At 67.8% G+C, this 25,162-nt stretch carries 16 protein-coding genes and 4 pseudogenes; 11 read left to right on the forward strand and 9 right to left on the reverse strand.

Annotation, left to right across the window (positions count from 1 at the left end; all coding sequences use genetic code 11):
* The first annotated feature begins 117 nt into the window (after positions 1-117).
* On the forward strand, positions 118-1,293 hold the full coding sequence (locus AB0M70_RS30105; protein ID WP_365824719.1) for a hypothetical protein: 1,176 nt from the start codon (positions 118-120) through the stop codon (positions 1,291-1,293).
* A gap of 865 nt (positions 1,294-2,158) precedes the next feature.
* On the opposite strand, the gene AB0M70_RS30110 is transcribed toward AB0M70_RS30105, so the two are convergent.
* Positions 2,159-2,599 carry an OsmC family protein gene (locus tag AB0M70_RS30110; protein ID WP_365824721.1) on the reverse strand — a complete coding sequence of 147 codons (441 nt, stop codon included), beginning with the start codon at positions 2,597-2,599 and terminating at the stop codon, positions 2,159-2,161.
* A 949-nt stretch (positions 2,600-3,548) separates the two neighbouring features.
* Between AB0M70_RS30110 and AB0M70_RS30115 the strand changes: the two genes are divergently transcribed.
* From AB0M70_RS30115 to AB0M70_RS30130, 4 genes are all read left to right on the forward strand, one after another.
* On the forward strand, positions 3,549-4,706 hold the full coding sequence (locus AB0M70_RS30115) for a pyridoxal-phosphate dependent enzyme (RefSeq protein WP_365824723.1): 1,158 nt from the start codon (positions 3,549-3,551) through the stop codon (positions 4,704-4,706).
* A 25-nt stretch (positions 4,707-4,731) separates the two neighbouring features.
* Positions 4,732-5,376 carry a PAS domain-containing protein gene (locus tag AB0M70_RS30120; protein ID WP_365824725.1) on the forward strand — a complete coding sequence of 215 codons (645 nt, stop codon included), beginning with the start codon at positions 4,732-4,734 and terminating at the stop codon, positions 5,374-5,376.
* Between the two features lie 464 nt (positions 5,377-5,840).
* Entirely contained in the window at positions 5,841-6,098 is a 258-nt protein-coding gene (locus AB0M70_RS30125) for a hypothetical protein (RefSeq protein WP_365824727.1), read from the forward strand.
* A complete protein-coding gene (locus tag AB0M70_RS30130; protein ID WP_365824729.1) occupies positions 6,095-6,466 on the forward strand; it encodes a fic family toxin-antitoxin system, toxin component in 372 nt (123 codons plus the stop codon). The genes AB0M70_RS30125 and AB0M70_RS30130 overlap by 4 nt, the downstream gene beginning before the upstream one ends.
* Before the next feature lie 338 nt (positions 6,467-6,804).
* On the opposite strand, the pseudogene arc reads toward AB0M70_RS30130, so the two are convergent.
* Both arc and AB0M70_RS30140 read right to left on the reverse strand, forming a co-directional pair.
* Positions 6,805-8,448, reverse strand: a pseudogene (gene arc / locus AB0M70_RS30135) (proteasome ATPase); the annotation flags it as partial.
* Between the two features lie 8 nt (positions 8,449-8,456).
* On the reverse strand, positions 8,457-9,530 hold the full coding sequence (locus AB0M70_RS30140; RefSeq protein WP_365824731.1) for a hypothetical protein: 1,074 nt from the start codon (positions 9,528-9,530) through the stop codon (positions 8,457-8,459).
* A gap of 76 nt (positions 9,531-9,606) precedes the next feature.
* Between AB0M70_RS30140 and AB0M70_RS30145 the strand changes: the two genes are divergently transcribed.
* The 3 genes from AB0M70_RS30145 (at position 9,607) to AB0M70_RS30155 (ending at position 11,836) form a co-directional block, all read left to right on the forward strand.
* On the forward strand, positions 9,607-10,350 hold the full coding sequence (locus tag AB0M70_RS30145; protein WP_365824733.1) for a hypothetical protein: 744 nt from the start codon (positions 9,607-9,609) through the stop codon (positions 10,348-10,350).
* A 702-nt stretch (positions 10,351-11,052) separates the two neighbouring features.
* On the forward strand, positions 11,053-11,493 hold the full coding sequence (locus tag AB0M70_RS30150) for a hypothetical protein (RefSeq protein ID WP_365824735.1): 441 nt from the start codon (positions 11,053-11,055) through the stop codon (positions 11,491-11,493).
* Between the two features lie 73 nt (positions 11,494-11,566).
* Positions 11,567-11,836 (forward strand): transposase, encoded by a 270-nt coding sequence (locus tag AB0M70_RS30155; protein ID WP_365824737.1) that lies wholly within the window; start codon positions 11,567-11,569, stop codon positions 11,834-11,836.
* 439 nt (positions 11,837-12,275) lie between these two features.
* On the opposite strand, the pseudogene AB0M70_RS30160 reads toward AB0M70_RS30155, so the two are convergent.
* Positions 12,276-13,053: pseudogene (locus tag AB0M70_RS30160) on the reverse strand (IS5 family transposase).
* 161 nt (positions 13,054-13,214) lie between these two features.
* Between AB0M70_RS30160 and AB0M70_RS30165 the strand changes: the two are divergent.
* From AB0M70_RS30165 to AB0M70_RS30175, 3 genes and pseudogenes are all read left to right on the forward strand, one after another.
* A pseudogene (locus AB0M70_RS30165) lies at positions 13,215-13,352 on the forward strand (IS5/IS1182 family transposase); the annotation flags it as partial.
* Positions 13,353-13,749: 397 nt separating this feature from the next.
* Positions 13,750-14,226, forward strand: a complete 477-nt coding sequence (locus tag AB0M70_RS30170) for a lamin tail domain-containing protein (protein ID WP_365824739.1) — start codon at positions 13,750-13,752, stop codon at positions 14,224-14,226.
* 236 nt (positions 14,227-14,462) lie between these two features.
* A pseudogene (locus AB0M70_RS30175) lies at positions 14,463-14,648 on the forward strand (DUF1214 domain-containing protein); the annotation flags it as partial.
* A gap of 213 nt (positions 14,649-14,861) precedes the next feature.
* On the opposite strand, the gene AB0M70_RS30180 reads toward AB0M70_RS30175, so the two are convergent.
* From AB0M70_RS30180 to AB0M70_RS30200, 5 genes are all read right to left on the reverse strand, one after another.
* A complete protein-coding gene (locus AB0M70_RS30180) occupies positions 14,862-16,043 on the reverse strand; it encodes a beta-hydroxydecanoyl-ACP dehydratase (protein ID WP_365824741.1) in 1,182 nt (393 codons plus the stop codon).
* The gene (locus AB0M70_RS30185) at positions 16,040-18,415 is read right to left on the reverse strand and encodes an SDR family NAD(P)-dependent oxidoreductase (protein WP_365824743.1); all 2,376 of its coding nucleotides are present in this window, start codon (positions 18,413-18,415) and stop codon (positions 16,040-16,042) included. The genes AB0M70_RS30180 and AB0M70_RS30185 overlap by 4 nt, the downstream gene beginning before the upstream one ends.
* 107 nt (positions 18,416-18,522) lie before the next feature.
* Positions 18,523-21,972, reverse strand: coding sequence for a beta-ketoacyl synthase N-terminal-like domain-containing protein (locus AB0M70_RS30190; protein WP_365824745.1), 3,450 nt, complete (start codon positions 21,970-21,972; stop codon positions 18,523-18,525).
* Positions 21,973-22,002: 30 nt separating this feature from the next.
* The gene (locus AB0M70_RS30195) at positions 22,003-23,592 is read right to left on the reverse strand and encodes a PfaD family polyunsaturated fatty acid/polyketide biosynthesis protein (RefSeq protein ID WP_365824747.1); all 1,590 of its coding nucleotides are present in this window, start codon (positions 23,590-23,592) and stop codon (positions 22,003-22,005) included.
* A complete protein-coding gene (locus AB0M70_RS30200) occupies positions 23,582-24,703 on the reverse strand; it encodes an SDR family oxidoreductase (RefSeq protein WP_365824749.1) in 1,122 nt (373 codons plus the stop codon). The genes AB0M70_RS30195 and AB0M70_RS30200 overlap by 11 nt, the downstream gene beginning before the upstream one ends.
* Between the last annotated feature and the right edge of the window lie 459 nt (positions 24,704-25,162).

The following is a 25,162-nucleotide window of genomic DNA, read 5'->3' on the forward strand; positions in this document are numbered from 1 at the left end:
ACTCGATGGCGAGTACAGCTCGATAGGGCTCATACACAGCCCGCGAACATCAACGTCTCTACCCGAGCCTTGACCTCACTGTCTGATCCCGATACTGAGAGAAAGCCAAAGGCCGCGATGTCCGAATATCAGCACTACCAGTTTCTCGCCGTTGACCGGCCCTTGAGCGACGAACAAGTCGCTGAGATCCGCCAGTTGACCTCCCGCGCTGCCCTCACCCGCACCACGTTCGTGAACAGCTATCAGTGGGGCGACTTCAAGGGCAGCTGCGACCATCTCATGGAGAAGTACTACGACGCCCACCTCTACTTCGCGAACTGGGGCCACCGCAAGATCATCCTGCGATGGCCCTCCGATCAGCTCCCGTTGCACATAGCCGAGCAGTACTGCACCGGCGAATCAGCCGACGCCCGCCAGCACGACGAACACGTCCTCATCACGTTGGTCTCCGACGACGAGGACGGGGGGCTCGACGACTTCAACGACCTCTTCGATTTCGATTACTACGAAGACAGAGGCCGCGAAGAAAAATGGCTTCCCTCGATCGCTGAAGCGCGCCTCGATGTCGCGGCCGGAGACATGCGTCTGCTCTACCTGGCTTGGCTGCACTGCCTGGCCAACCACAACCTGGACGACGACGATGTCGAACCCGCGCTTCCCGCCGGCCTCGCCGACCTGCCAGACTCCCTCACTGACCTGGCCACCTTCCTGCGCATCGACCCCGACCTGATCACCGCAGCGTGCGCCCCGCTCCCTCACCCCGATCCTGAGCCCACGTGCGCCATGTACGTGTCCTGGGTCAGCACGCTTCCGTCGACGGGCAAGGACACCACGTTGGTGCGCCTCCTGCACGACGACGATCCCCACGCCGCCGCTGAGCTGCGCCGGCGGTTCCGCCTGGCGCACCCGGGTACTCCCGCTCGCGAGCCCGGCCGCACCGTTGCGCAACTGCGGGCCGCCGTGCCCGCGGCGGCCGCCGAGCGGCTCGCTCACGAAGCGCAGGAAGAAGCCGAACGCGAGGAAGCCGAACGTCGACAGGCGCATGCTGCCCAGCAGCGTCGGCTGGCCGCGATCCAAGATGATCCCGAGGCCGCGTGGAGCCGTGTCCACGAGATGATCGCGTACCAGAGGGGCCGCAACTACCCCGCCGCTGTGCAGCTTCTCGGGGACCTAGCCGTTCTCGCCGACCGCGACGGCACCAGGGAAGCCTTCGCCGAGCGGTGCCGCGCGCTGCGCGGTCAGCACCCCACCAATAAGGCCCTTAAGCGCCTGCTGGACGCCGCAGGCCTATGAACCACCCACCGCCGACCAGCGCGTCGTCGACTTCGTTGAGCACTAGCAACGCGAGCAACGGTTTCCTGGCTTCCACATGATCACCGCCTGAACCCGCTCCGACCTCGTGGGCTTCCTACGGCCTGCCACTCGACTCGACCACGCATTGGTGGGTGCTTGCGACCGACCGGGCCGAGCAGGCCGTAAACGTAGTCCCATCCGTCGCCGCGGCGCGATCCGGGCGAAGCGGTGGCCGATCCTGAGGAAGAGTTCTTCCGGCCCTTGTTCCCACGCCACGGCGGGTAGGTCACCGAACACGCCTCGATGCTGTACGTGTAGTTGTCGCTATGCGCGGCGTGGTCAGACGCTTGCGGGACGGGCCTCAGGAACCCGTCCCGACCTTGGCACCACGCCGCTATACTCTCCGGACCCCAGGCCGTTGACCAGGCACAGCGTCAAAGTGACGGCAGGTGAGCGGGCGTACCCCCAGATCGAGAATCTGCGTGGAGCGCACCCGCTTGACGCCGGCTGACGAGAACCGGCGCCGGGTCGTGGCTGAACTGGCTGCGCGGCGGGGACGAGGAACGGCTCTGTGCGTCCTTCGGTCCGCCGGTGGGCAACTCCGCTCGCACTCCGCAATGGCGGATGCTGCGCGAGGCACTCCGGGCAACGGTCCCTTCGCTCTTCCTGCGCTGCCCGGAAACGACGACGGAGCGCCATCGCCGCCCCGACCGTGGCCCTACCCGCAACGGCACACCGTGCTATGTGCGTGACGGCCGGATGATCGACCACTTCAGTCTGGCAGGCGAGGATGATCTGCCCATGAAGCGCGATCTCGAATGCGGTCATGGCAGGGCGCGAAGGACCCCATTGTCGCCTTCAGACATCAGGTGCCGTCAGCCCTATCGGATACGGTCGCGCTGACCGGTGTGCCCGCCTCGACGGTGCGGCTGACCGTGCAGAGACGGTCGTGCGAAGTCTTCACGGCCCGGGGCAGGATCGCGCGGGCGCGTTCCCCTGACGGCCCGTCGGGGAACGCTACTGCGAAGGTGACCTCGAGGTCCGACATCCGGTTGCCGCCCTCGTCCTCGACCTTGTTGCCGGTGACAGTGACGGAGAACGTGGTCGGCTTTTCGTGACGACTCGTGGCGACTTCCACGTCGGCCGCGGTACAGCCGCCGATCGCCGCGAGGAACAACTCGACCGGCGTGAAGTCGGTTCCCTCGCCGGTGCCGAAGCTCAGCGTGCCCCCGCGAGGGTTGGTCGCGGTGAACCGGCCCGGGCCGGCCCGCTCGATGGTGATAGAACGCAGCGAATTGTCAGTCATGGCGCCGACAGTACTGTCACGTATCGCTGATCGCCTTCATGCCGTGCCCGCCCGCAGCCTCACGGCCGTATGCCGCACTTTCGCCTCGTATCGCATCTGCTTCGTGGCGTGGGGCATCAAGGTCAGATGACGACGGGAGCATCGCCCGGAATTGATCACGAGCTACATCGGCCCTAGACCGGCGGCGGGCGCGGTCTGTCTGAGGGGGCGTGGCAGGCTTGGCGGCAGTGCCGGGGTGCGCGTCAGCGGTGGAGGGAACGGTTGAGCTCGACAGTCTCGTCCAGAGTGGGCAGGAGGTCGGGTCAGTGAAGCGCTCCATCTGGCGGTCTCGGTTGCGCGGGCCCTCGGCCTTGTCGGCTCGTTCCAAAACCAACTTCACCTCCGACAGGCCCAGTTCGGTGCAGTAGGGGGCGTCATCGGCCGCTGGCGCCAGGCAGCGCCCCGTACACCGGCGTCGTACGGGGCTATACCGCTCTCGTTAACCAGGCCTATGGCCACGCGCCGCGCTTCCTCGGAGCTGACGGCGACGGTGCGCGATACGGCCGGGAGTTTCGGCCGGTCTCATCGCGGGTGGCGAAAACCGGATACCAGCCGGGCCCGGTACACCAGCGCCTGATCCTGCAGTTTCTCCCAACTGATCCTGCTGATCCCCGCGATCATGTCGGGAACCTCGCTTCGGGCTGAGCATGGCCGCCGGTCGAGCTGATGCGGGAAGCCCATCCCAAGGACGTCGGCACACGGAAGCCCGCAGTCGCGCAGTCGGACTGCTCTCGGCCTGGATCACTCTGCTCGACCTTGCCGCCGTCGGTCGGCTCCAGTCGGCGTATCGACGAGAAGTTGGATTCGTTGTCTAGAGCTAGAAAGTCCGTCTAATGTGGGGTGGCGGGGTGATCACCGCGCCGTTGCCCCCAGGGGCAGCACGTCGAGCGAGGAGAAGCCGGGACCGTCCATGAGCGTCGAACAGCATTCAGCCGTCACTGCCCCGGACCTGTACGACCGGTCGGGAAAGCGCTACTCCCTGGACGACCTGCGCTGGCGGGGCGTGGACGGCAGCCCTCTCGCCGTCAGCGCATTGCCGGGTCTGCGTCCCGATCAGATCGACACCGCCGAACGGTCCCTGTGGCGCTACGGCGCGGCCCTGCCTGTCCCGGCCGCCCGCCGGGTGAGCCTCGGCGAAGGATGTACGCCGATGATCCCAGTCAACTGGGCCGGTCGGCGCGTCCACTTCAAGCTGGAGTGGTTCAACCCGACCTCCAGCTTCAAGGACCGGGGCGCATCGATGATGATCTCCCACCTCGCGGCACACGGCGTGGCCCGGGTGCTCGAGGACAGTTCGGGCAACGGTGGTTCTGCGGTGGCCGCCTACGCCGCTGCCGCAGGCATCCGCGCCAAGATCATCGTTCCCGCCGCCACTTCGGCGGCCAAGATCCTCCAGGCTCGCGCCTACGGAGCCGAGATCGAGCTCGTGGATGGCACCCGTGACGAGGTCTCAGACGAAGCGATCCGCCAGTCGGAGCAGATCCACTACGCCAGCCACAACTGGCACCCCATGTTCATCCAGGGCACCAAGACCATCGCCTACGAGATGTGGGAATCCCTCGGCTTCACCGCGCCCGACAATGTCGTCCTGGTGGCCGGGGCGGGCAGCAACATCATCGGATGCGACCTCGCCTTCGGCGAGCTACTTGCTGCCGGTCAGATCGACAGGCTCCCGCGTCTGTTCGTCGGGCAGCCCGAGCACTGGGCGACCATCGTCGACACGTTCAACGGCATCGACCCGGCCCGCCTTGGCGAGCGAGTACCGACGATCGCTGAGGGCGCTTCCATCGCCCACCCGGTCCGGCTGCCCGAGGCGGTGGAAGCCATTCGCCGTTCGGGCGGCGCCGCCTGCGCCGTGTCCGAGGCGGAGATCCACGCCGCGATCCGCGCCCTGAGCGCGCGAGGCTTGTACGCCGAGCCGACCAGCAGCGTCGCCGCCGCGACCCTCGACCACTTCATCGAGACAGGGGCCATCGCTCCGGGCGAGACGACCGTGGTCGTGCTCACCGGTGCGGGGCTGAAGTCCGCCGAGACCATGGCCTCGGTGTTCGCCGGACCCTCCGACTGAGCCCATACCAGGAAAGGAGAGCACCGTGACACACCCTTCCGAACGCGATCGCGCTGACGAGCACCTCGTACGAGAAGCCGAGCGCATCGCCGTGGCCATCGGGCGCATGTTCCCGGGCCTGTGCGAAGTGGTCCTGCACGATCTTCGCCGGCCCGACAGCGCCATCCGCGCCATCGAGAACAACCTGTCCGGACGGCAGGTCGGCGACTCCGCCACCGAGCTGGGGCTGCGCCGCATCGCGGACCCCGAGTACCCCAGCGTCATCCAGAACTACAGCAACCACTTCCCCGACGGACGCCCGGCCAAGAGCACCTCGATCGGCATCAAGAACGCCGACGGGCGCTACGTCGCGGCCCTCTGCCTGAACCTGGACGTCAGCACGCTGTCCCCGCTGGCACTGACCCTGGCCAACCTGGTCGCCACGGGCGCCGAACACCCAGGCGCGAGGCTGGAGACGCTGCGTGACCGCACCGGACGTGAACTCCGCTCGCACATCGACTCCTTCGCCGCTGCGCGCTCCAGCACCCCCCGCGGCCTCCACCGCGATCAGAAGCGCGAACTGGTCCAGCATCTGCATCGCGAGGGGTTTTTCGAGACCCGGAGTTCCGCTCAGCTCATCGCCGACCAGCTCGGCGTCTCCCGGGCGACTGTCTACAACTACACGAAGTAGCCACCTCGCCCAAACAAGAACACCCCTGGTACGACCGAAAAAGTAGAACCATGACCCACCCTCTGACGTAACGGACGATCGGCTCCGGCAGCATCCACCTCGCCAACAGCATCGCGATGAGCGCCCCTCTCACCCGCCGCGGCGGCCCATATCGGCGTCACCCACAGATCCGACCAGCTCCCGCTCGACGCGGACGGCACGCCCGCGAGGGACGTGCCCTCCGCGACCCAGGCGCGGATGGTCCTGCGCAACCCCGCGACAGCACCCGTGCGACGCGGTTCGACAGCAGCAGACCCGGCCGCTTCCACATCCTGCCGACCGCCACCGCCACCGCATCCAGCACGCCGAGCACGTCATGCGCCCCCGGCCAGCGTCAGCACCGGCAGCAGCGGGGCCAGCGGGCCGCTAGCTTGCTGTGCACCGGAACCACCCCATGACTGCTACCACCCTGCTACCTTGATGGTATGACTTCCGCGAGAAGGCAGACGCAGGTACGGCTGGAGCCCGAGGTGCTCGCCGCGGGCAAGGACGCCGCGGCCGCCCGGGGCCTGGACTTCAACCGGTACATCGAGCGCCTCATCATCGAGGACACCACCGGCGCCCGTGCCGCCGGCATGAGCGCCGCGCAGTCCTTCATCGATCACCACGGCGCCTTCCTCGACGACCTTGAGCAGCAGCTCGATGCGCCCTTTGACCAGCCGCAGCAGGGCGCCGCGGCGTGATCTTGCACATCGATGAGTCCTGGATCCTCGAGGTTGCCGAGCGGGCCGGCAGCCGTGACCCAGGTGTGGACGACTACGGGGTGCCGGTCGCCGCTGTGGCCCGCCACCGCGGCGAGCTCCTGGACCACCCGGTTTACGACGGCCCTTACGCTCGAGCAGCTGCCCTGGTGCACACTCTGGGCCGGTGCCGTTGGCTGGAACGCTCCAACCTGACCGTCGCCTGCGCGAGCGCCGTCATGTATTTGGAAGCCAGCAACATCCCCGTCAACCCCACCCGTGAACAACTCACCGCGCTCGCCCACGAACTAAACAACCCGCACTGCACCACTGCGCGGATCGCCGCCGTCCTGCGTACGTGGAAGCCCTGACTCGCCCGTCTCTCCACCTGCGGACAGGTCAGGTCTGCACGTGATGTCGCGCGGGCCGAATGGGTGGGCTGGCGTTGTCCAACCTCACCAAACACAGCCTCGACCAGCTCACCGCGCTGGTGAAGACCCGCTCAAACGGATGCAGTACCGGCCCGGCCTCATCGAGGGCCTCATGTCCAAGACCGGCCTCGACCTCCAACCGCCGTAACCCCAGCCCTTAGAGATCTTTAGTTAGGCGACTCAGCACGAAGACAGCGGTGTGGTGATCGTCAGGTGTTTAGCCGCGTCTCTGCGGTGCTGGGAGGCAGATCACTGTTCTGCACTGAACTTCGCGGTTTCTACAGGCCGTAATTGCTGCGTTGAGCGTCGAGCGCCTGGCCCGCGAAGCTTCGTGCCGCACGGCCCAGGGTCCGGACAAAGACGATGCGCTCGCCACGGGCGCCTGAAATCCGGGCCCAGTCATCGGGATTCGTTGTACTCATCAGCTGCTGGGTGTCGCGGACTTCGTCCTTGGCGGACTGGATGATGTCGTGTACCCGCAGCCCGAGTGGGGCATCTTGGGTGCCGAGATGCCGTTCTAGTGCGGATCGCTTCGCGCGTTCCACTATGTTCCTGATGGCTGCGCCCGAGTTGAAGTCACGAAAGTAGACAACCTGCTTGTCGCCACTTTCGTACGTCACCTCCACAAATCGGTTGGATTCCGAGTCGGAGTAGAGGAATTCGACCGCATGATGGATCATGTTGCCCACGGCCTGCTTCGCATCTCCGCCGTGAGCCGAGAGATCTTCGGGGTATACGGGGAGATCAGGATCCAGGTGCTTCTTGAAGATCTCCGCCGCCGCTTCCTTGTCCGGCCGTTCCACCCTGATTTTCAGATCGAGCCGTCCAGGCCGCAGGAGTGCCGGGTCAAGCAGGTCCTCACGGTTGGATGCCCCGATGACGATCACGTTGTCGAGTGTTCGCACGCCGTCGATCTGGGCGAGCAGCTGGGGCACGATCGTGGATTCGACGTCGGAGGATGCGCCGGTGCCGCGGGCCTTGAACAGTGATTCCATCTCGTCGAAGAACACTACGACGGGAATACCGCTGCGCGCGGTTGCGCGCGCCCATTCGAAGATCAACCGGATGTGGCGTTCCGTCTCGCCCACGAACTTGTTGAGCAGCTCGGGCCCTTCGATGCTCAGGAACCTACCGCGCGATCCGTGCTCCGTCGTCGGTGAGCCGGCCAGCGCCTTGGCGACGGCCTTGGCGATGAGTGTCTTGCCGCAGCCGGGCGGGCCGTAAAGCAGGATTCCCTTGGGCGGTCGTATTCCGATTCGACGGCATAACTCCGGGTGTTGCTGGGTCAGTTCCATCGCACGGCGTATCTGGCCGATCTGTTCGTCGAGCCCACCGATCTCGCTGTAGTCCACGTCAGGAGGGTCACTGAGTACCAGCTGCTGGATCTCGTTCTTGGGCACGACTTCGTAGACGTAGCCGGAGCGGGGCTCGAGCAGGAGGGCGTCGCCGGGCCGGATGGTGGCGCCGAGGAGGGGTTCGGCGAGCCACACCACTCGTTCTTCGTCGGTTTGTCCGACCACCAGGGCGCGTTCGCCGTCCTTAAGGATTTCCTTGAGCGTGACGATGTCGCCGACGCTCTCGTACTCCATGGCCTCGATCACGTTGAGGGGTTCATTGAGCATGACTTTCTGGCCGCGTCGGAGCTCTGCGAGCTCGACGCCGGGGCTGACGTTCACATGGAGCCTGCGGCCCCCAGTGAAGATGTCGGCGGTGCCGTCCTCGTATGCCGTGAGGAAGATGCCGAAGCCGGCCGGCGGCTGTGCGAGCCGGTCGACTTCGTTCTTGAGGAGCACGATCTGGTCGCGGGCCTCGCGGAGCGTGTTCGCGAGGCGTTCCTTCTGCGCGGACACTCCGTCCAGGTTGGTCTGCAGCTCGACGACCCGTTCCTCGAGAGTCCTGGTGTAGTCCGCGGTCTCCTGCCGGTCTTCGCTCATACCGCATTCCTGGTCCGCAGGACTTCATCGAGGCCGGTCTCGATCGGCCGAGTGAAGGTGATGGCGAGCTTCACGCGCAGCTCCGGATGCTCAAGGAGCATGGCGAATACGGTGATGTCGAAGGGATCCGCAAGGGGGGTGAAGCCGTGCTGCTTGCTCACCCGGGCCAGCACAGCGAGCTGTTCGCGATGGGCGGGGACGGCGGACATGTGCGCGGCCAGGTCGCCCAGCGTCTTTATCCCTACGGCTCCGGCCACCGCCACCAGGCGTCCCACCGCTGAACGGACCACCGGGGCCTCGTCATCCATCGGATACTCGGGCGGTTGGAAGCCCGCTTCCTTGGCGGCTACGGCGATCTCTTTGAGCGGCAGCCGCTCCATGCTAGCCAGCACAGAGTCGAGATCGACGGGAAGCCCTGCCCAGTCGTCGGCGACGACCTGGCTGCGGTACCGGGCCCGCAGGTCTTGAATTTCGGTGCGGTAACTGGCGAAGAGCTCATCACCCGTTTCCAGTAGCGCCGCGACTCGGAAGAGTTTCCTGCGGATCTCTGGGGGCGTCTCTGCCTCGTTCTTATAGTCGAGACTGTGACTGATCACGCCCCAGGCGTGCTGCAGCACCGTGCGCACCTGGAACTCCACCCTGTACTCGGCGTACGAGGCGTATTCGGGCAGGCTGCTGCGCCGGTCATCGAGGCAGGCAATGACATGAAGGCTCTGGTATCCGAAGGCGTCGGGTGACACCGCCTGACGGGTCTCCTCCTTGAGAATTTTGAACTCCCGGTGGAGCAGGTCTCGCACGCGCGCCACATCGGCGAGATAGAAAGTCACAATGCGCACCCCACACACGTCATCCGCGTCGGAGAGGCGCTCGTATCCGGGATGTCGACGGAATTTGTCCATCAAACTGCTGGGATCCTTGGCCCGGGCCTCCACCGCGTGAACCTTCAGCACCTCGTCCCGACAGAGCATGTCGAGAAGCTCGCGCAGCACATGGCCATACGCCACGAGCACCGGGTACGCCGATGGATAGCTCTCGGCAATCTCGTCTCGCGGAATGTCGTCGCCGTACACGGTTCCCCCCAGCAGACACACCTCAGGTTAGGGTGCAGACCCCGCAACTGTCCCCCTCTCTGCCACTCTTGACGGTATGGCCATTCGAGCGCACCCACGCGCCGCAGCACTGCTGCTCACGGCAACTGCCCTTGGCCTTGCGGTGGCTCACGCCGTATGGCCGGAGTGGAAGATAGACACGATCACCGTCACGTTGCTCATCGTCGCGGCTCTTCCGTGGCTCGGCGAGATCTTCGAGAGCATTGATTTCCCCGGCGGCGGCTCCGTCAGGTTCCGCGAGCTTGAAGAACGAGTCGAGGCCAGCGAGCGGAACGCGGGGGAGGCGACGAACACGGCACAAGCCGCACTCGGGGCGGCCAGCGTTGGCTCGGGGCAGGAGGACGCGGACGCTGCACTCCATAGGGTTCGGGGCCTCGCCGCGAGGTATCTGGAACTGCGGGAGGCTCCGCGGGGCCCCGCCCGCAGCGAGTCGATGAGTCGTCTCTTCGGGGAGCTGATGGCGTGGACGCCTCATGCTGAGGGTTTCGATGTCGAGGAGGCGCTGGATTCGAGTGATCCGGGGATGCGACTGGCTGCCTACGCCCAGCTCTACGCGACCCGTGACGAGGAACATCTCCCGCATCTGGTTCGTGCGCTCGTGGAGAAGGAGGACAAACCCTTCAACGAATACTGGGGGATTCGCACAGCTGTCACACTGGTGCAGCAGAGCGGGGGCGAGCTCTCGCTGGGGGACGCGGCAAGACTTCGTGAGCGGTTTGCCGGTTTGCCCAGGGCAAGTGACCGGAGCATGGAGCTCGACCGTCTCCTGCACAGGTCATAACCGCGAGTCTGACCGGCCGCTGCCTAGCCGGGCTTGCACACCGCGCTGCGTCTGGTGAAATTGGCCTCTGGCCGCTGCGCACTAATCTGATCACCATGCGCAGGTCCGACCGGTTGTCGCCCGCATGCACCAGCTCCTCAGGTCAGCGGGAACGCATGGTCTCCGAGTTCAGCTCAGGATGTCACTGCTCGAGTGACAAGCGGCCGGGCATAGATCGGCTCCTGCTGGCACCCGCGATTGATCTCCCTTCGCGGGGGAGGAGTACTACGACGCCCACCTGTACTTCGCGAACTGGGGCTACCGCAAGATCATCCTGTGATGGCCCTCCGATCAGCTCCCATTGCACATAGCCGAGCAGTACTGCACCGGCGAATCCGGGCTCGGCGGCTGGGGGAGGGCGGCGGCGATGGAATCCGGGGCCCGACGCCGGGCGGGGCGGCCGACACCGGCGTCGCGCCTGCGTAGTGCGCTCCGCACGGCTCGTGCACGCCCGCCTGGTGCCGCATGGGCAGGCTATGATCGCCTTCCCCCCACACGCGTTTCGTCACATTCTGTGCGGGGGTAGCCATGCATCGACGCAGTGGTCCGTTTCTTTTCCTGGCAGCTGTCGTGGTTCTGACGGCAGTTGGCTGCAGCCCCGGCTCGCAGCCGGCCCCTGGCACGCAGGCCGTGTCCCAGGCGGCAGCCGCCCCGCCTGCGCCCGTGACCCGCTCGGTGGATGAGGCCTCGGTCTGTGAGCTGCTCAGCCAGGCGCAGCAGGAGGACATCGGCACCGCCGAAGCCACCCCGGACTCGGGTGACGGCTACGTCAGTTGCTGGTACTCGATGACCCTGGACGACGACCCTGACCCCAGCGGCTACGAAGTGACCGTGTTCGACAGCGCCAAGGCGCTGCGCGAGACGGCCGATGCCACCGATGTGATGCCCACCAAGGCGCTGCCCCTGCGGCTCGGCGGACGCAGCGCCGCCGAACAGATCAGCTACGGAGACCAGTGGTCCGGCGCTGTCACCGTCGACCTGGGCCGTGACCGCTACCTGTACGTCGAGAAGTACGCCAAGGGCCACTCCGTGTCGGAGAGCGAGCTGTCGCACCAGGCCCGCGGGACAGCCAAGAACGTCCTGCGCCACCTCCTGGCCCGCTAGGCGGTGTATTCAAATGATTCTGAGGGCTGGATCATGGTTGGGTGATACGTCATCATGAACTGTCAGACGCTGAGTGGGAGTTCGTCTGCCCGTTGCTGCCCGTGCTGCCGTTGGGACCCAGCGGGTGGATGGCCGGCGGGTGCTCAACGGGATCCTGTGGAAGTTCCGTACCGGGATCGCCTGGCGGGATGTTCCTGAGCGGTATGGCTCGTGGTCCACGCTCCACACTCGTTTCCGCCGCTGGGCGTTGAACGGCACCTTTGAGCGGATGCTCCAGGCGGCCCAGGCCCGGGCTGATGCGGCCGGGGACGTGACTGGCTGGTGTCGGTCGACTCCACGCTAGTGCGGGACCACGAGCATGCCGCCGGTGCTCAAAGGGGGCTCCGCAACCCCTGCCTCGGACGCCCCCGGGCGGCCTTAGAGGTCGTTTTCAGCTGGTTTGCTCCGCCTCATGTATCTCTTAACTCGTCCTGGGTCCCACGCGTGTCGATTTCCGGCACACCTCCGTTAGACGGAGGGGGCATCGGTGCGCGTCTTGGGATGAGACAGGCTTCGCAGGATGAGACTGGCAAGTCGGGCCTCACAGGCGACCCATGGAGCGCCTCCGCCTTTGTCGTCCCTCAAGTCATGCCCTGCCACGGGTGCATGTTGGGATGAAACAGGCTTCACATGTGAAAACGACCTCTTAGAGGGCATCTGATCACCGTTCAGGCTATTACGGTCGACATGTCTGTTTCGATTCGCCAGGTTGGTGTGAATTCTCCCGTCAGTTCGCGGGCCATTTAGTTAGCCATGGCCCCAGTGGATCATCGTGCGGGATCTCTGCGGCAGTGCTTCGTAGTCCCGTGCCAGGCGGCGGTGCTGCATCAGCCAGCCGAAGGTCCGCTCAATCACCCACCGTTTCGGGAGCGGTTCGAAGCCTTTGGTCCGCGTCCGTTGTACGACCTCCACGTCGATGCGGTGTCTTGCGCCGTGGTTGAAGATACTGCTCTGGTAGCCGCCGTCGGCCCAGACCTTGGGCACGCGGGGGTGGGCTGCGGCCAGCTCGTCGAGGAGGACTTTGCCGCCGACGGTGTCGTGCACGTTCGCGGCCGTGACCAGCACGGCCAGCACAAGCCCCAGGGTGTCGGTGATGACGTGCCGCTTGCGGCCTCTGATCTTCTTGCCGGCGTCGATGCCCTGACTGCTCTCGGCGACGTTTGTCGAGGTCTTCACGCTCTGCGCGTCGATCAACGCCGCAGTCGGCTGCAGATCGCGGCCGTGAGACTGCCGGGTTTTGTCGCGGAGCAGGTCGTGGACTTGCTGCGTGGTGCCGTCGGCTTCCCACTTGGCGTAGTAGTCGTAGACGGTCTTGTAGGGCGGCAAGTCGTGGGGCAGGTACCCCCACGGAATGCCGGTGCGGTTGACGTAGAGGATGGCGTTGACGATCTCCCGCAGATCGTGCACCCGCGCCACCGTGCCCGGCGCCGTCCGTCTCATCCGCCAGTCAGTGAAGACCGGTTCCATCAACGCCCAGCGGGCGTCGGAAACGTCACTGCGATACGGGCGACGAACACTCACGTCTCCGATATCGAAGACCGACGCTAAGAGTCACACAATCATCTCTAACTACCAGTAATCCAGATCAGATGCCCTCTAAGCAGCAGAATCCACTTGGTCTGCGATGCGGTGGGCCGCTGCTCGCCTTCACGGCCACGGGCGGGAACCCCAACGACTGCACGCAGTTGACCGCCGTGATGGAGACAATCCGAGTGCCCCGCACCGGTCCCAGACGGCCTCGGGTTCGCCCCTCCCACGTGCTGGGCGACAACGGCTACAGCTCCCGGGCGATGCGGACCTGGCTGCGGTGCCGGGGCATCAGTCACCATTCACACTGAGTCCCTGTGCGAAGCAGGCCTAGCTGTGCGAAGAAATGCGCAGAACGGCCGTTACCAAAGCCTGTGAGCCATTCGGGTGGTGCGCCGGGTGGTGTCAAGGGCGGTGCGCTGGCGCACACAAGCGCTTGCCGTTGATCATTCAACGGGTGGTTGCAGCGTTCAGCGGATGTCAGGGGCACACCCGCAGCGGGTGCGTGGGCCATACAGGCGAGAGTCACGGAAATGTCCGTGATCGGTAACTGATCGCCGTGGGGCTGCTGCAGGCCTCACTGAAGCTTCACAGTTTGGTTCCTCGGCCCACACCGGGCCGGGAATACGCACCGCGCACTCGTCAGCTGGTATCGGCTGGCGAGGCACCGCTCTTGAGGGGACATCACTCATGTCTGCTTCGTCGACTGCTCGCCGTATTGCCGCCACCGCCCTGGCCGCCGGCGCTGCCGTCTCCGCCGTCGCCCTGCCGGCTACCGCCGCCGATCGCGACCATCACCGGCATCCGCGCGTGGAGATCAGCGCCGTGCAGGCCGATAGTCCCGGACGAGACAACCACACCAACCGATCGCTGAACGCTGAATGGGTCGAGCTCACCAACAACACCCGCCACACGGTAAATCTGCGCGGCTGGACGCTGCGCGACAATGACGGTAACCGCTACCGCTTCCGCGACGTACGCCTGGCTGGCCGCTCCACGGTGCGGGTCCACACCGGTGCCGGCCGCGACACCCGCGCCCACATCTATCAGGACCGACGCGACTACATGTGGGACAACCACTCCGACAAGGCCACCCTGCGTAACGGCCACCACCGCACCGTGGACATCGAGTCCTGGGGCCGTGGCGGACACCACAACCACCACTAACCACTTCCTTGGGTGAGCCGGCCCCTCCACGGGTGGAGGGCCGCCTCACCCAGGAAGACACGGGGAACATGCGCCGGGCAGCTGAGCTGCCCGGCGCACAGCCTTGCTTATGGGCCAGCCCGAGGCGGGCATCCACGTGACGTTGACGCATAGTTCGACGAACTGTCCGACGGCGGACTTCACGGCGAGCTCGGTGTTATTGGTCTGTGTAAAGGCATCGCGGAGCAGACGACGACGGCGGCCTGACCCTGTACGTCCAGCAGGAGCGGCCCGTCGGTCCCGCGCAGGCGGCGAACTGGCTCCCCGCGCCCGACGGCCCCTTCAGCATCGCCATCCGCGTGTACGGGCCCGACCCCTCGGTCCTGGACGGCAGCTGGGTCATGCCCACCCTCACCGTGGCCAAGGAGACCGGCTCCGGCTGATCACGCCGCTCGCCTGCCCGTTCCGGCAGTCCCATGTATCCGGAGGGAGAGACGTGACCGGGCACAGCACCGATGACCTGCGCCACCCACTGGCCGTCCTGCCCGCCCCGCAGGCCCGAAATCTCGCTGACAACACTGGCCGAACTGGCCGCCACCGTGCTCCAGACCCTGCCTGAACGCGGTTCGCCGACACGGCTGCAGTTCGCCGGGGGTTTATGTGCAGGGAGCCAGGCGCACGGCCAGCTGTTCGGCGTGCATGGCCTTGATGCCGTTGACGGTGACCAGGACGTCCGCGATGAGCGTCGGGTAGGGATGGGCGGACACGTGCGAGACGAAGACTTCGTACGTCACTGGGCCCGCTTCCGGGGTCACCTGGCCCCGGAAGCGGACGACGAAGGGGTGGTTCGGGAGCGCTTCGAAGCGCCAGCGTTCCTTGCCGATGGTGTGGCCCGCTGCGGCCAGATGGAAGCTCATCGCCTGCAAGCAGCCGTCCAGCATCAGGTTGCCGGGCATGACCGGGTCGTGGTGGAAGTGCGCGGCGAAGTACCAGTCGTCCGGGCGGACGGGGGTTTCGGCGCGGAGATAGCCGCGTGCCCAGGGGCCTCCGGAGGGGGCGAATTCCGTGACGCTGCCGAGAAGGAGCATGTCACCGGAGGGCAGGCGTGGTGAGCCGGCCGACGGCCAGGCGGGGCCGAAGCAGTGGGCGGGCCTGCCGTCCGCGAACGCCCGGACCTGAGGGGGGCCAAATGTGTGCGCGCTTGGGCTCGTGACGGGGGCAGCCGCCCGCCCCGGTGGAGGGGTGTCCTTGCTCGGGGTCCACTGCACTCCGGGGGCGGCGGTGAGCGCCTGGTAGGAGAAGTAGCCTGCTTGGGCCCCGCGGATGGTGAGCCGCAGTTCGTCGGCGACCCGGCACTCCGCCTCGAAGAAGACGATCAGCGACTGGTCCTGTTGGGCGTAGTCGAGGATGCGGACGTCCGCGACGGAAGTCTCCCCGGCGGCAGGGGCTCCGGCACCGTGGAAGGTTGCCTCGTATCCCAGGAGCCGGAAGACCCGTTGCGCGGTGTTGTCCAGGTCCGCGCCGAGCCAGCTGAGCAGCACGAGGAGGGACTGTGAGCTCTCGATCGTCAGGCCGGGATGCATGCGGCCGGTGTGGTCGAGGAAACTGCGGTCCGGCCGCAGGAAGGTGCGGGTGCGGATCGCGCCCCGGCTCAGGACTCCCGGCGTGCCTTCCAGGTGGGTGACTTCGTCGATGAGGAGCAGCGGGGGCTTGGGAGGACGGGTCTGGCGTTCCCTGTCGTCCTGGATGGCGTAGCGGGGGCCGAACACGTCGGAGACCGCGGCGTGGGAGAGATGTTCGAGGTGGTGTCGGGCGAAGGTGCGGGCGGGGGTGGTCATGACGGCCTCAGGACGAGTTCGAGGTCGCGGATGTCGGCGAGTAGCCCCTCGTCGTCGGTGAGGGTCAGATGGCACTGGGCGTGGGCGGTGCGCGCAGGAGTGGCGCGCAGCACGCAGGTGACGGGTCCGCGGGCCGCTCCTGTGCGCGGAGTGTGGAACTCTCCGATGGCCATCGGCAAGGTCGCGTCCCCGAAGAGGCGTTCCGCCCAGAGCAGGGCGAGTTGCAGTGCGCCGTCGACGGCCGCCGCGTCGGTCTGCCAGGTACTGCCGGGCCAGCCCATGGTCTGCAGCCCGGTGAGTGTCGCCCGGGCGCCGGTGAGGGAGATGCCTTCGATCGTGGCCAGGGACTGGAGCATCGGACCGTGGAAGAGGGTGTGTCCGTCGTAGCGGGGCTGCGGGGGGCAGGGTTCGAGTTCCCCAGGCGGCTGAAGTGGTACCGGCTCGCGCGGGGCGGTGGCGATCCGTGCGCTGCAGTGGAGCGTGCTTCCTGCGCTGCGCAGCTCGACTCTCAGCGCGCCGCGCTCTCGGGCGCCCCGCAGGGTGAACCGGTCGCCGTCCGTGTCGAGATGAGCCAGGGTGGCCCGCCTGAGCACGCGTACGTCTTGTAGGAGGACGCTCTGTGAGGAAGGACGCCAGGAGCGTGCGGCAGCGGTGAACCACTCCAGGCTCTGTGCCAGGGGCAGCACCGCGTCGCCCGCGATGACGTGGTCGGCGAGATACGGATGACTGCGCGCGGCCACCGTGATCTGTGCCGGAGCAGGTGGGGAAGCCGAGGCCAGCGGCTGGGGTTGCGCGCTGTCGCCGCTGTCGCCGCTGTCGCCGCTGTCGCCGCTGTCGCCGATGGCGCCGCTGTCGCCGCTGTCGCCGGTGGCGCCGGTGGCGCCGGGGGAACCGGCGATGATGACATAGGGCGCCGGTGATGCCAGCTCGGCCACGAAGGCCTGGGAGCCTGCTGCGGGCGGGAGCAGCGGCGTGTCGCGGCGGTCGAAGCGGGCGGCGAGTTCGGGGGTGACCATTCCGCCGCGCCAGGGCCCCCAGATCAGAGATTTCACGCGGCAGCCGGGGCGCCGTGTGGACTCCACGGCCATCACCTGGGTGAGGGTCTCGTTCGCCATGGCGTAGTCGCACTGGCCGGCGTTGCCGAAGGTCGCCGCGACGGAGGAGAACACGCTGATGAGTTGCACCGGATCGTGGGAGGTCGTGTCCAGCAAGGCTCGCAGCCCCGTGGCCTTGACCGTCATGACCTGGGCGAACTGCTCGTCTGTCTTGTCGGCGATGAGTTTGTCGGCCAGGACGCCGGCGGCGTGCACGAGGGCGGTCACCGGCCCCCAGTCGTCGCGGATCTGCTGCAGGCAGCGGGAGAGGGCGGACGCGTCGCACACGTTCACCGTCTCGTAGCGCACCTTCGATCCCGCTTCCTCGATCGCGGCCAGGGTCGCGCGCACCTCACGGACGGCCATGATCTGCCGTACATCAGCGGCGATGGCGGCGGGGTTTGCCCCGGCGCCCCGCAGGGAGGCGAGGGCCCGTGTCACCTCCTGGGAGCTGCCCTGCGGCAGGCCCGGCGGTTCGTCGGTCAGGGGGGTTCGTCCCAACAGCGCGAGCCGGGGGCGTCGCGCCCGAGCCAGTGCGATCAGTGCGGCGGCGGTGATGCCGCGAGCGCCGCCGGTCACGACGACGATGGAGTCCGGGCCGACCGGATAGTCCTCGGCGTCGGGGTGCGGTGCTGAGGTGTGGGGCTCGCCCGGCGAGGGCGGGGTCACCTGGGCCGGGACGGGGGGCTCGCCCTTTGCGGGCGAGGTCATCTGGGCCTGCGTGTGAGCAGGGATGCCGCCCGTGCCCGGGGACGCGACCAGAGCGTGCGGTGTGACTCTGGTGCCGTCAGCTCGCAGTCCGACGTTCAGCAGGGGACCACCGGCCAAAAGCTCCCCGGCGATCGCTGCCGCCACGTCGTGCGGTGCACGCCCCGCCCTCTCGCAGTCGATCGCCTTGACCGAAACCTGGGGCCATTCTTTGGCCGCGGTGCGGGCCAGCGCGGCCAGCCCGCCGAGCCAGGCCCTCTCGCCTTGTCGACCGCCGAGACCGAAGTCGCCTCCGGTGTCCTGGACGGTCACGAAGACGCCGCCGTCGGCAGTGAGCCCTGACGCCAGTTGCCGCGCCGCACGGAAGGCTCCCTGCTGCAGGTCCAGTGCCCGCTGGGTGTCTTGGACCGGAGCGAGCCCGGTGAGCAGGACGGCGTTTTGGGCGTCGGGCGGAAGGTCGGCGCAGGTGTCGACCAACCGTGCTTCGATGCCGTGGTCGCGCAGCATGCCGGTCAGTGGTTCGGTCAGGTGGGCCCCGTCATCGACGATGTACAGGGGCCGGTCCCACAATCCGGCCAGGGCAAGGCCGGTCGCAGGCGCGGGGAGAACGGTGAGCTCCTGTCGTACGACGGGAGGTTCGAGAGGAGGCCCGGCGGCCGGGGTCCGGGTGGCCGGGCCTAGCGGAAATTTCCCTGGAGCCTGTCGACAATCTGCTGCAGTGTCCGGCACGAAGCCAACTCCTCGGCGGTCGCGCCCAGCTCGCCGAGCTTGCTGCGGAGCATCGACATGATCTCGACGCGTTTGATCGAGTCGATGCCGAGTTCCTTCTCCAGCTCCATGTCGAGGTTGAGGAGCTCCTTGGGAAATCCGGTCCGTTCGGACACCGCGCTGAGCACGGCCTCTTGCACCGGGGTGCCGTCCGCAGGGGCGCCGGTGTCAGGGGCGGCATCCGCCGGCCGGGCCGGCAGCGGCACCGGGGCAGGGGCCGAAGGCCCGGCTTGTGCCGGGGCAGAGGGCGCGGCTGCCGGGGGCGGAGCCGCGGCGGGCAGAGCCGCCGGGCGTTCCTCAACACGAGCGGCGCCCTCGGGACGCTCCCGCCGCTCTGCCAAGGACTCCTGCGTGAGGCGCAAGAAGGCAAGATGAGCCTCGGTCATGTACCGCTGGTAGTCGGCGTGGGCGTCCGCGGCCCGGCGCTGTGCCTCGTCGTGCAGGTGCTGCTGAGGGTGCCCCGTGGGCATGCCATCACTCTCCACGCTCTCTTGCCGCCCTACGGCGGGGCCTTCCGGGTTGGGTGCGGGCAACGCCGTGGCGCCGCCCGCGGGCGGGTAGGGCCTTCCCTGGTTGCCGCCGTCGACGCCGATCGAGAGGCCGGGCTCGGCGGCTGCCTGACGCGGCGGGCCGTACGGCAGCCAATGCGCCTGCCAGTCCAGTTCCACGCCGTGCACGGCCAGTTGGGCCAGCGCCTTGAAGAGTGCGACAGTCGCGTCCATGCCCCTGGCGTCGGTCGCGACCGCCAAGTGCGGGCGTTCCCTCAGGATGCGACCGACCAGACCGGTGAGGGTTCTCGCCGGGCCCACCTCCACGAACGTGCGCACCCCCGCCTCGTACATGGACTCGATCTGTTCCAGGAACCGCACCGGCATCGAGAGGTGCTGGCTGATCCGGCCGCGCACCGCATCCGGGTCACTGTGATAGCGGGTGGCGTCCGCGTTTGCGTAGACGTCCATAGCCGGGGCTTCGATGGAGCACTGGGCGAGGAACTCGGCCAAGGGGGCGCAGGCGGAGGCGACCAGAGGGCTGTGGAAAGCCGCCGAGGCCTGCAGCCGCTTGGCCGTGATCCCGGCGTCGGCGAGATCCACGGCCAGAGTGTCCAACGCTTCGACCGTGCCGGACAGGACGGTCTGCTCGAGCGCGTTGTCGTTCGCCACCCAGGCTTGATCCCCTCCCGCCGATTCCAGGAACGCCTCGGTACGGGCGCGCGAGGCGCTGACGGCGAGCATGCCGCTGGGCGTGGAGGCCGCGTCCCGCATGAGTTCGCCGCGCCGCCTGGCCAGGCGCATCAACGTCTCGGCATCGAAGGAGCCGGCCGCATGCAGGGCGATCAGCTCTCCGAAGCTGTGCCCCGCCACGCAGTCGGCTTTGAGGCCCAGCTCGTTCAGCAGCGCCAGCACGGCCAGGCTGTGAGCCGCCAGAGCCGGCTGGGCCCACTCGGTCGCCGTGAGACGGGCCTGCTGTGCGCCGCGCTCCTCGTCACTGAAGGCGGGAGGGGGGAAGACCATGTGATGCAACGGCTGCACGCCGAAGTCGAGGGCGCCTGCCTGCTCCCAGACGTGCTGCGCCGCGGGGTGCTGGGTGGCAAGCTCGCACCCCATGCCGACGTACTGGGCGCCCTGCCCGGGGAAAAGGAACGCCAGGGAACCTCGGTCGGCGGTCCCGTGAGCGTAGTAGGTGCCGTCCGGAGTGGAGAAACCGTCGTCCCCGGCTTCACTGAGGAGACCGGTTGCCTGGTCGAGCCTGCTCGCGAGCTCACCGGGGTCCTCGACCACCAGGGCCAGGCGGTGGAGCGCCCCGGCCTCGAACCGTGTCTGCGAAGTGCGGGCCAGCTCGCTGAGCGGCGACTTCTTGGCCTGGGTGACCTGCTCGCGCAGCTCGTCAAGGGTGGCTGCGCTGAACAGGATCAGCTCGGCAGAGGCCGACCGCAGCCGTCGGGCGGGCCGCGCCGATCCCTCTTCGGAGGGGATGAACTCCTCCACGGCGACATGGAAGTTGGTGCCGCCGAAGCCGAAGCTGGAGACCGACGCGCGCCGCGGCCCTCCCGCGCCGACCCAGGGGCGTGCCCGGGTGTTCAGGTAAAAGGGGCTGGTGGCAAGAGCCAGGTCCGGGTTCGGCCGGTCCACCTTGATGGTCGGCGGCAGGACGCGGTGGTGCAGAGCCAGCACAGCCTTCAAGAGGCCCGCCGCACCCGCGGCACCCTTCGTGTGGCCGATCTGCGACTTGATCGACCCCAGCGCGCACCAGGGATCCCCGCTGCGGCCTGCCGCACCGAACACCGAGGACAGGGCGGCGAATTCGGCGCGGTCACCCGCCTTGGTCCCGGTGCCGTGCGCCTCGAGCAGTTCCACGGACTCGGGCCCGTACCCCGCCGCTTCGTACGCCCGGCGCAGGGCGCGTTCCTGACCGGCGGGCAGCGGGGCGTAGATGGCGTTGCCCCGGCCGTCGGAGGAGGCGCCGATTCCGCGGATCACCGCGTAGACCTGGTCGGCGTCGCGCTCCGCGTCGGTCAGGCGTTTGAGCGCGAACATCACCACGCCTTCACCGAGGAGCGTGCCGTCGGCATGGTCGGAGAAGGGACGGCAGTCGCCGGAGGGCGAGAGCGCCGGGGTCTGGCTGAAGCAGGTGAACATCAGCTCGTCGTTGACCGTGTCCGTCCCGCCGGTCAGGGCCAGGTCGCACCGCTTGAGTGACAGGGCATCGACCGCGGTCGTCAGGGCCGCGAAGGAGCTGGCGCAGGCGGCGTCGGTGGTGTGGTTGGCGCCGTGCAGGTCGAAGCGGTTGGCGATCCGGCCTGCCGTCACATTGGGCAGCAGCCCCGGAAAGGTGTCCTCCTGCCAGGGCACCATGTGCTCCAGGATACGTCCGCACAGTTCCTGGGCCCGGCTCTCGGCCAGGCCCGCCTCCCGGAACGCCTTCAACCAGATCGGCCGGGCGGTGCGCATGGCCATGTGCACCGCCAGCGGCAGGTAGCCCGTCACGCCGAGGATGACGCTCACCGTGTCGCGGTCCAGCCCCTCGAGCTGCCCGCCGCACGCATCACGCAGCACCTGTTCCGCGACGAGCAGAGACAGCAGGTGGGCGGAGTCGGTGGCGGGCAGGGACTGCGGCGGCATGCCGTGCGCCATGGGGTCGAAGCCGACTTGGGGCAGGAACCCACCCCGTGCGATGTACGCCCCGTCGGGCTGGTCGGGGGCGAGGAGATCCTCCGCCAGCCAGCGGTCGGCCGGCACCTCGGTGATGTGGTCACGTCGGCCCAGGATCATCCGCCAGCTCTGCTCGGCGTCGCGCGCTCCGGGCAGCAGGGCTCCGATGCCCACCACGGCGATGGGTACGGCGGGGGCGTGGTCGTTCACGATCTGGCTCCTCTCGGCCCGCGGCCGTGCCTAGGCAAGCGGTCGGGCGGCGAACGCGAAGGCCGCGGCGGGAACCTCGACCCCGCAGCTGCGCAGCTGGTGCGCGCGGGTGATGACGGCCGCGCCGGTGAGCAGGTTCCGGGCGATCTGCACCACCGAACGATGGGCCACGTCGGCCAGGAAGCTGCCGGCGGCCCACTCGTTGAAGGCGCCCATCGCCGGGCCGCACCAGATCTGGTAGTCGGTTCGTCGGCCGGCCTCGCCCTGGACGGCCCAGCGGCTGGACATGCCCAGGTACCAGCGGAAGACCAGTGCCATCTGGTGCTGCGGATCGCGCTCGGCCCGCTCCACCTGGCCGGGCGCACGCTCCAGCCAGTACGCACGCGTCCGCGCCCACACCTGCTCGTAGGGGGCTCGCAGGACATCTCGTTCGATCTTTGCGCGGTCGGCCGCCGGTACCGCCGGCCAGGACGGGTACGCCCGGTAGATCTGGTGGAGATGCTCGGCCCGCCCGGGGAACATGGTTCCCCTGCGCAGCACTTGCAGGCGAACACCGAGCTCGAACATGTCGCCGGCCGGAGCCATGACCACGTCCGCGATGCCGGCCTGGGCGAGCATCGCCTTGGCGTCGCCGGAAAGACCGGACTCCACGGCAGCCTGGTTGACCGAGCCGGTGACGACGTACGACGCACCCAGGGCGAACGCCGCGGCCGCAGCCCCGGGAGTGCCGATACCCCCAGCGGCGCCGATCCGGATCTGGCGCGGGTAACCGTGCCGGCCGGCAAGGGTGTCCCGCAAAGCGAGCATGGCCGGGAGCAGCACGGTCAGCGGGCGGTTGTCCGTGTGCCCGCCACTGTCCGCCTCCACGGTGATGTCCTCGGCGACCGGCACCGTGGAGGCCAGGTCGGCCTCGGCCTGGGTGAGCTGCCCGCGCTCGACCAGCGGGCGCAGGAGTTCGGCCGGCGCGGGGGCCATGAACTGGGCGGCCACCTCAGGCCGGGAGACCTTGGCGAAGAGCCGCGTCGTACGCTGCACCGCGCCGTGGGGGCCCCGGGTCAGGCCATGAGCGGCCAGGCGGACCACGGCCGGAGTCAGCTCCATGAACGCCGAAGCGGAGACCGCGGGCACGCGCTGGGCCAGGAGCATCTCCGCAGTGCGCTCCTCGGCGGCGGGTTCCGAGGGCGTGTGCAGGAGGTTGACGCCCCAGTTCCGCCGGCCGGGCAGGGCGGTTGAGAGATCGGATACGGCCGTGGCGATGCGATCGTGCGACAACCCGCCCGCGCCGAAGAAGCCCATCATGTCGGCCCTGGCCATGGCGATGACCATGGCGGGCGTGGCGATGCCGCCTGCCATCTCCCCGGCGATGTAGGGGAAGCGCGTTCCGTGGGCCGCGCAGAATGACGGGTCGCCCAGCTGCTCCGGGGAAAGCGGCGGAAGCACTCCTGCGATGCCCGTGGTGCTGAGCGACGAGGGGCTTGTGCTCAAGGAGAAGCCGCCGCCGGATCTGACGACATGGAGGGGCTCCTCGAGCCGCGCGATCGCCTCGACAACCTCTGCGTCACGGTCTGAGGCCCATTGTTGGGGGAGGCGCTGGCCGAGCGGGCGCGTGTCAAGATTCATGGGAGGCCTCTGCCTTGTGCCCGCCTGTGTTCTGGAGGAACACGTCGATGAACTCGGCCAGACGCTCCTGAGACATCGATACGTTGAGGAGGTCGCGGCCGATGAGCTGTTCGACGGAGTCCAGGTCGAACTCGCGGGTGCCGTTGGTGTAATGGCGGTAGAAGGTGCAGAGCCGGTCGGCCTTCAGGTCGACCAGGGCCAGGTCGGACTCGTCGGCGACACAGGCAGGCTCGGGCAGACCGAGGGCATCGAAGACGGCCTTGAGCATGGCACCTACGGGTAGCTGTTCGAAGTTGGCCAGGTGGTAGATACCGGACTGGTCGCTGGCGCGTGCCACTCCTACCGCGGCTGCGGCGACCCGGTCCACGGGGACGTAGTTGGTGAGCGAGTCCGGCGCCATGCGCAGGCGCAGCGGACGGGTTGCCAGCACGTCGCCGAGCAACGGCGTGAGTTCGGCGCGGTACTGGGTGAGTGCGGAGACGAATCCGTACAGCCCGCTGTTGCTGGCCGTTCCCCGCGTCTCGCTGTGCCCGATTACCACGCTCGGCCGGAAGATCCGCAGACAGTCGAATCCGGCGGAGGTGACGACGAGTTCGGCTGCCACTTTGCTGCGTTCGTACCAGTTGTTGCAGTCGCCGTCGTGGGAGACCGGATCGGGAGTGATCGGACCCGTTCTGCGCCCTGATACATAGGCGGTGCTGACATGGTTGAAGACGCAGACACCGAACCGTTTCGCCAGCGCGACCGTGTGCCGGGTCCCTTGTACGTTCTGGGTGAGGATCTCGTCCTTGCCCGAGTCCTCGAAGGCGAGGGAGGCCGCCACGTGCCAGACCTGATCGACGCGGCCCAGGTTCGAGGTGACGCCCAGGTCCGGCAGGGTGAGGTCACCGGCGACGCCGCGGCAACGACCGTCGATCTCGCCCACGAGATCTGTTCGCCCGTACACCTGGGCCGCGCGACGAAGTGTTCCCTTGAGCCGCTCGGTGGCCATCGCGTCGCTTCTCGCTCTGACCACGCAGGAGAGGTCCGCTTCGGTCTGCTCCAAGAGCTCCAGGATGATGGCTCCCCCGACAAAGCCTGTGGCGCCCGTCAGCAGGTAGTGCTCGGCCACGCGTCCTCCTTGGTCGAGAGGGGTCCGATGGATGAGGGGGGTGCGGCGAATCGAGGGGAAGGATGACTGTGAACGCGGGCCGTTCACACCTGTGCCGCTGTGCTCAGGAGCAACGTTTGTCCTGAGCGGCACTCCCATACCGTCTTCCCCGCGTTCGCACCGTTACCGCGGCGCACTGCAGGGGACCGACGTACTGAGGCAGCTACGAAGTGCGCGGTGGCGCATTGAGTCGCCACCTATCCGCCGCCAGGTCCAGCGACCGCCTCCGGCGCGCACAGGCCACGCGAGAGCGGGCGTACGCGCCGGGTGCGATACCGACCGGCCCGGGGGCGGGCGCCTCTGAGGAGGTTCGGCTGTGGCCGCAGTCCGCGCCAGCCCTTTCCCGAGCTCCTCGACGTCCTGGCCCCAGCGGCGCAGGCAGCCCGGGCAGCCGCCATCGCACGGGAGTTCAGCAGGACG

Source organism: Streptomyces sp. NPDC051214 (assembly GCF_040682375.1).
Taxonomy (GTDB): Bacteria; Actinomycetota; Actinomycetes; order Streptomycetales; family Streptomycetaceae; genus Streptomyces.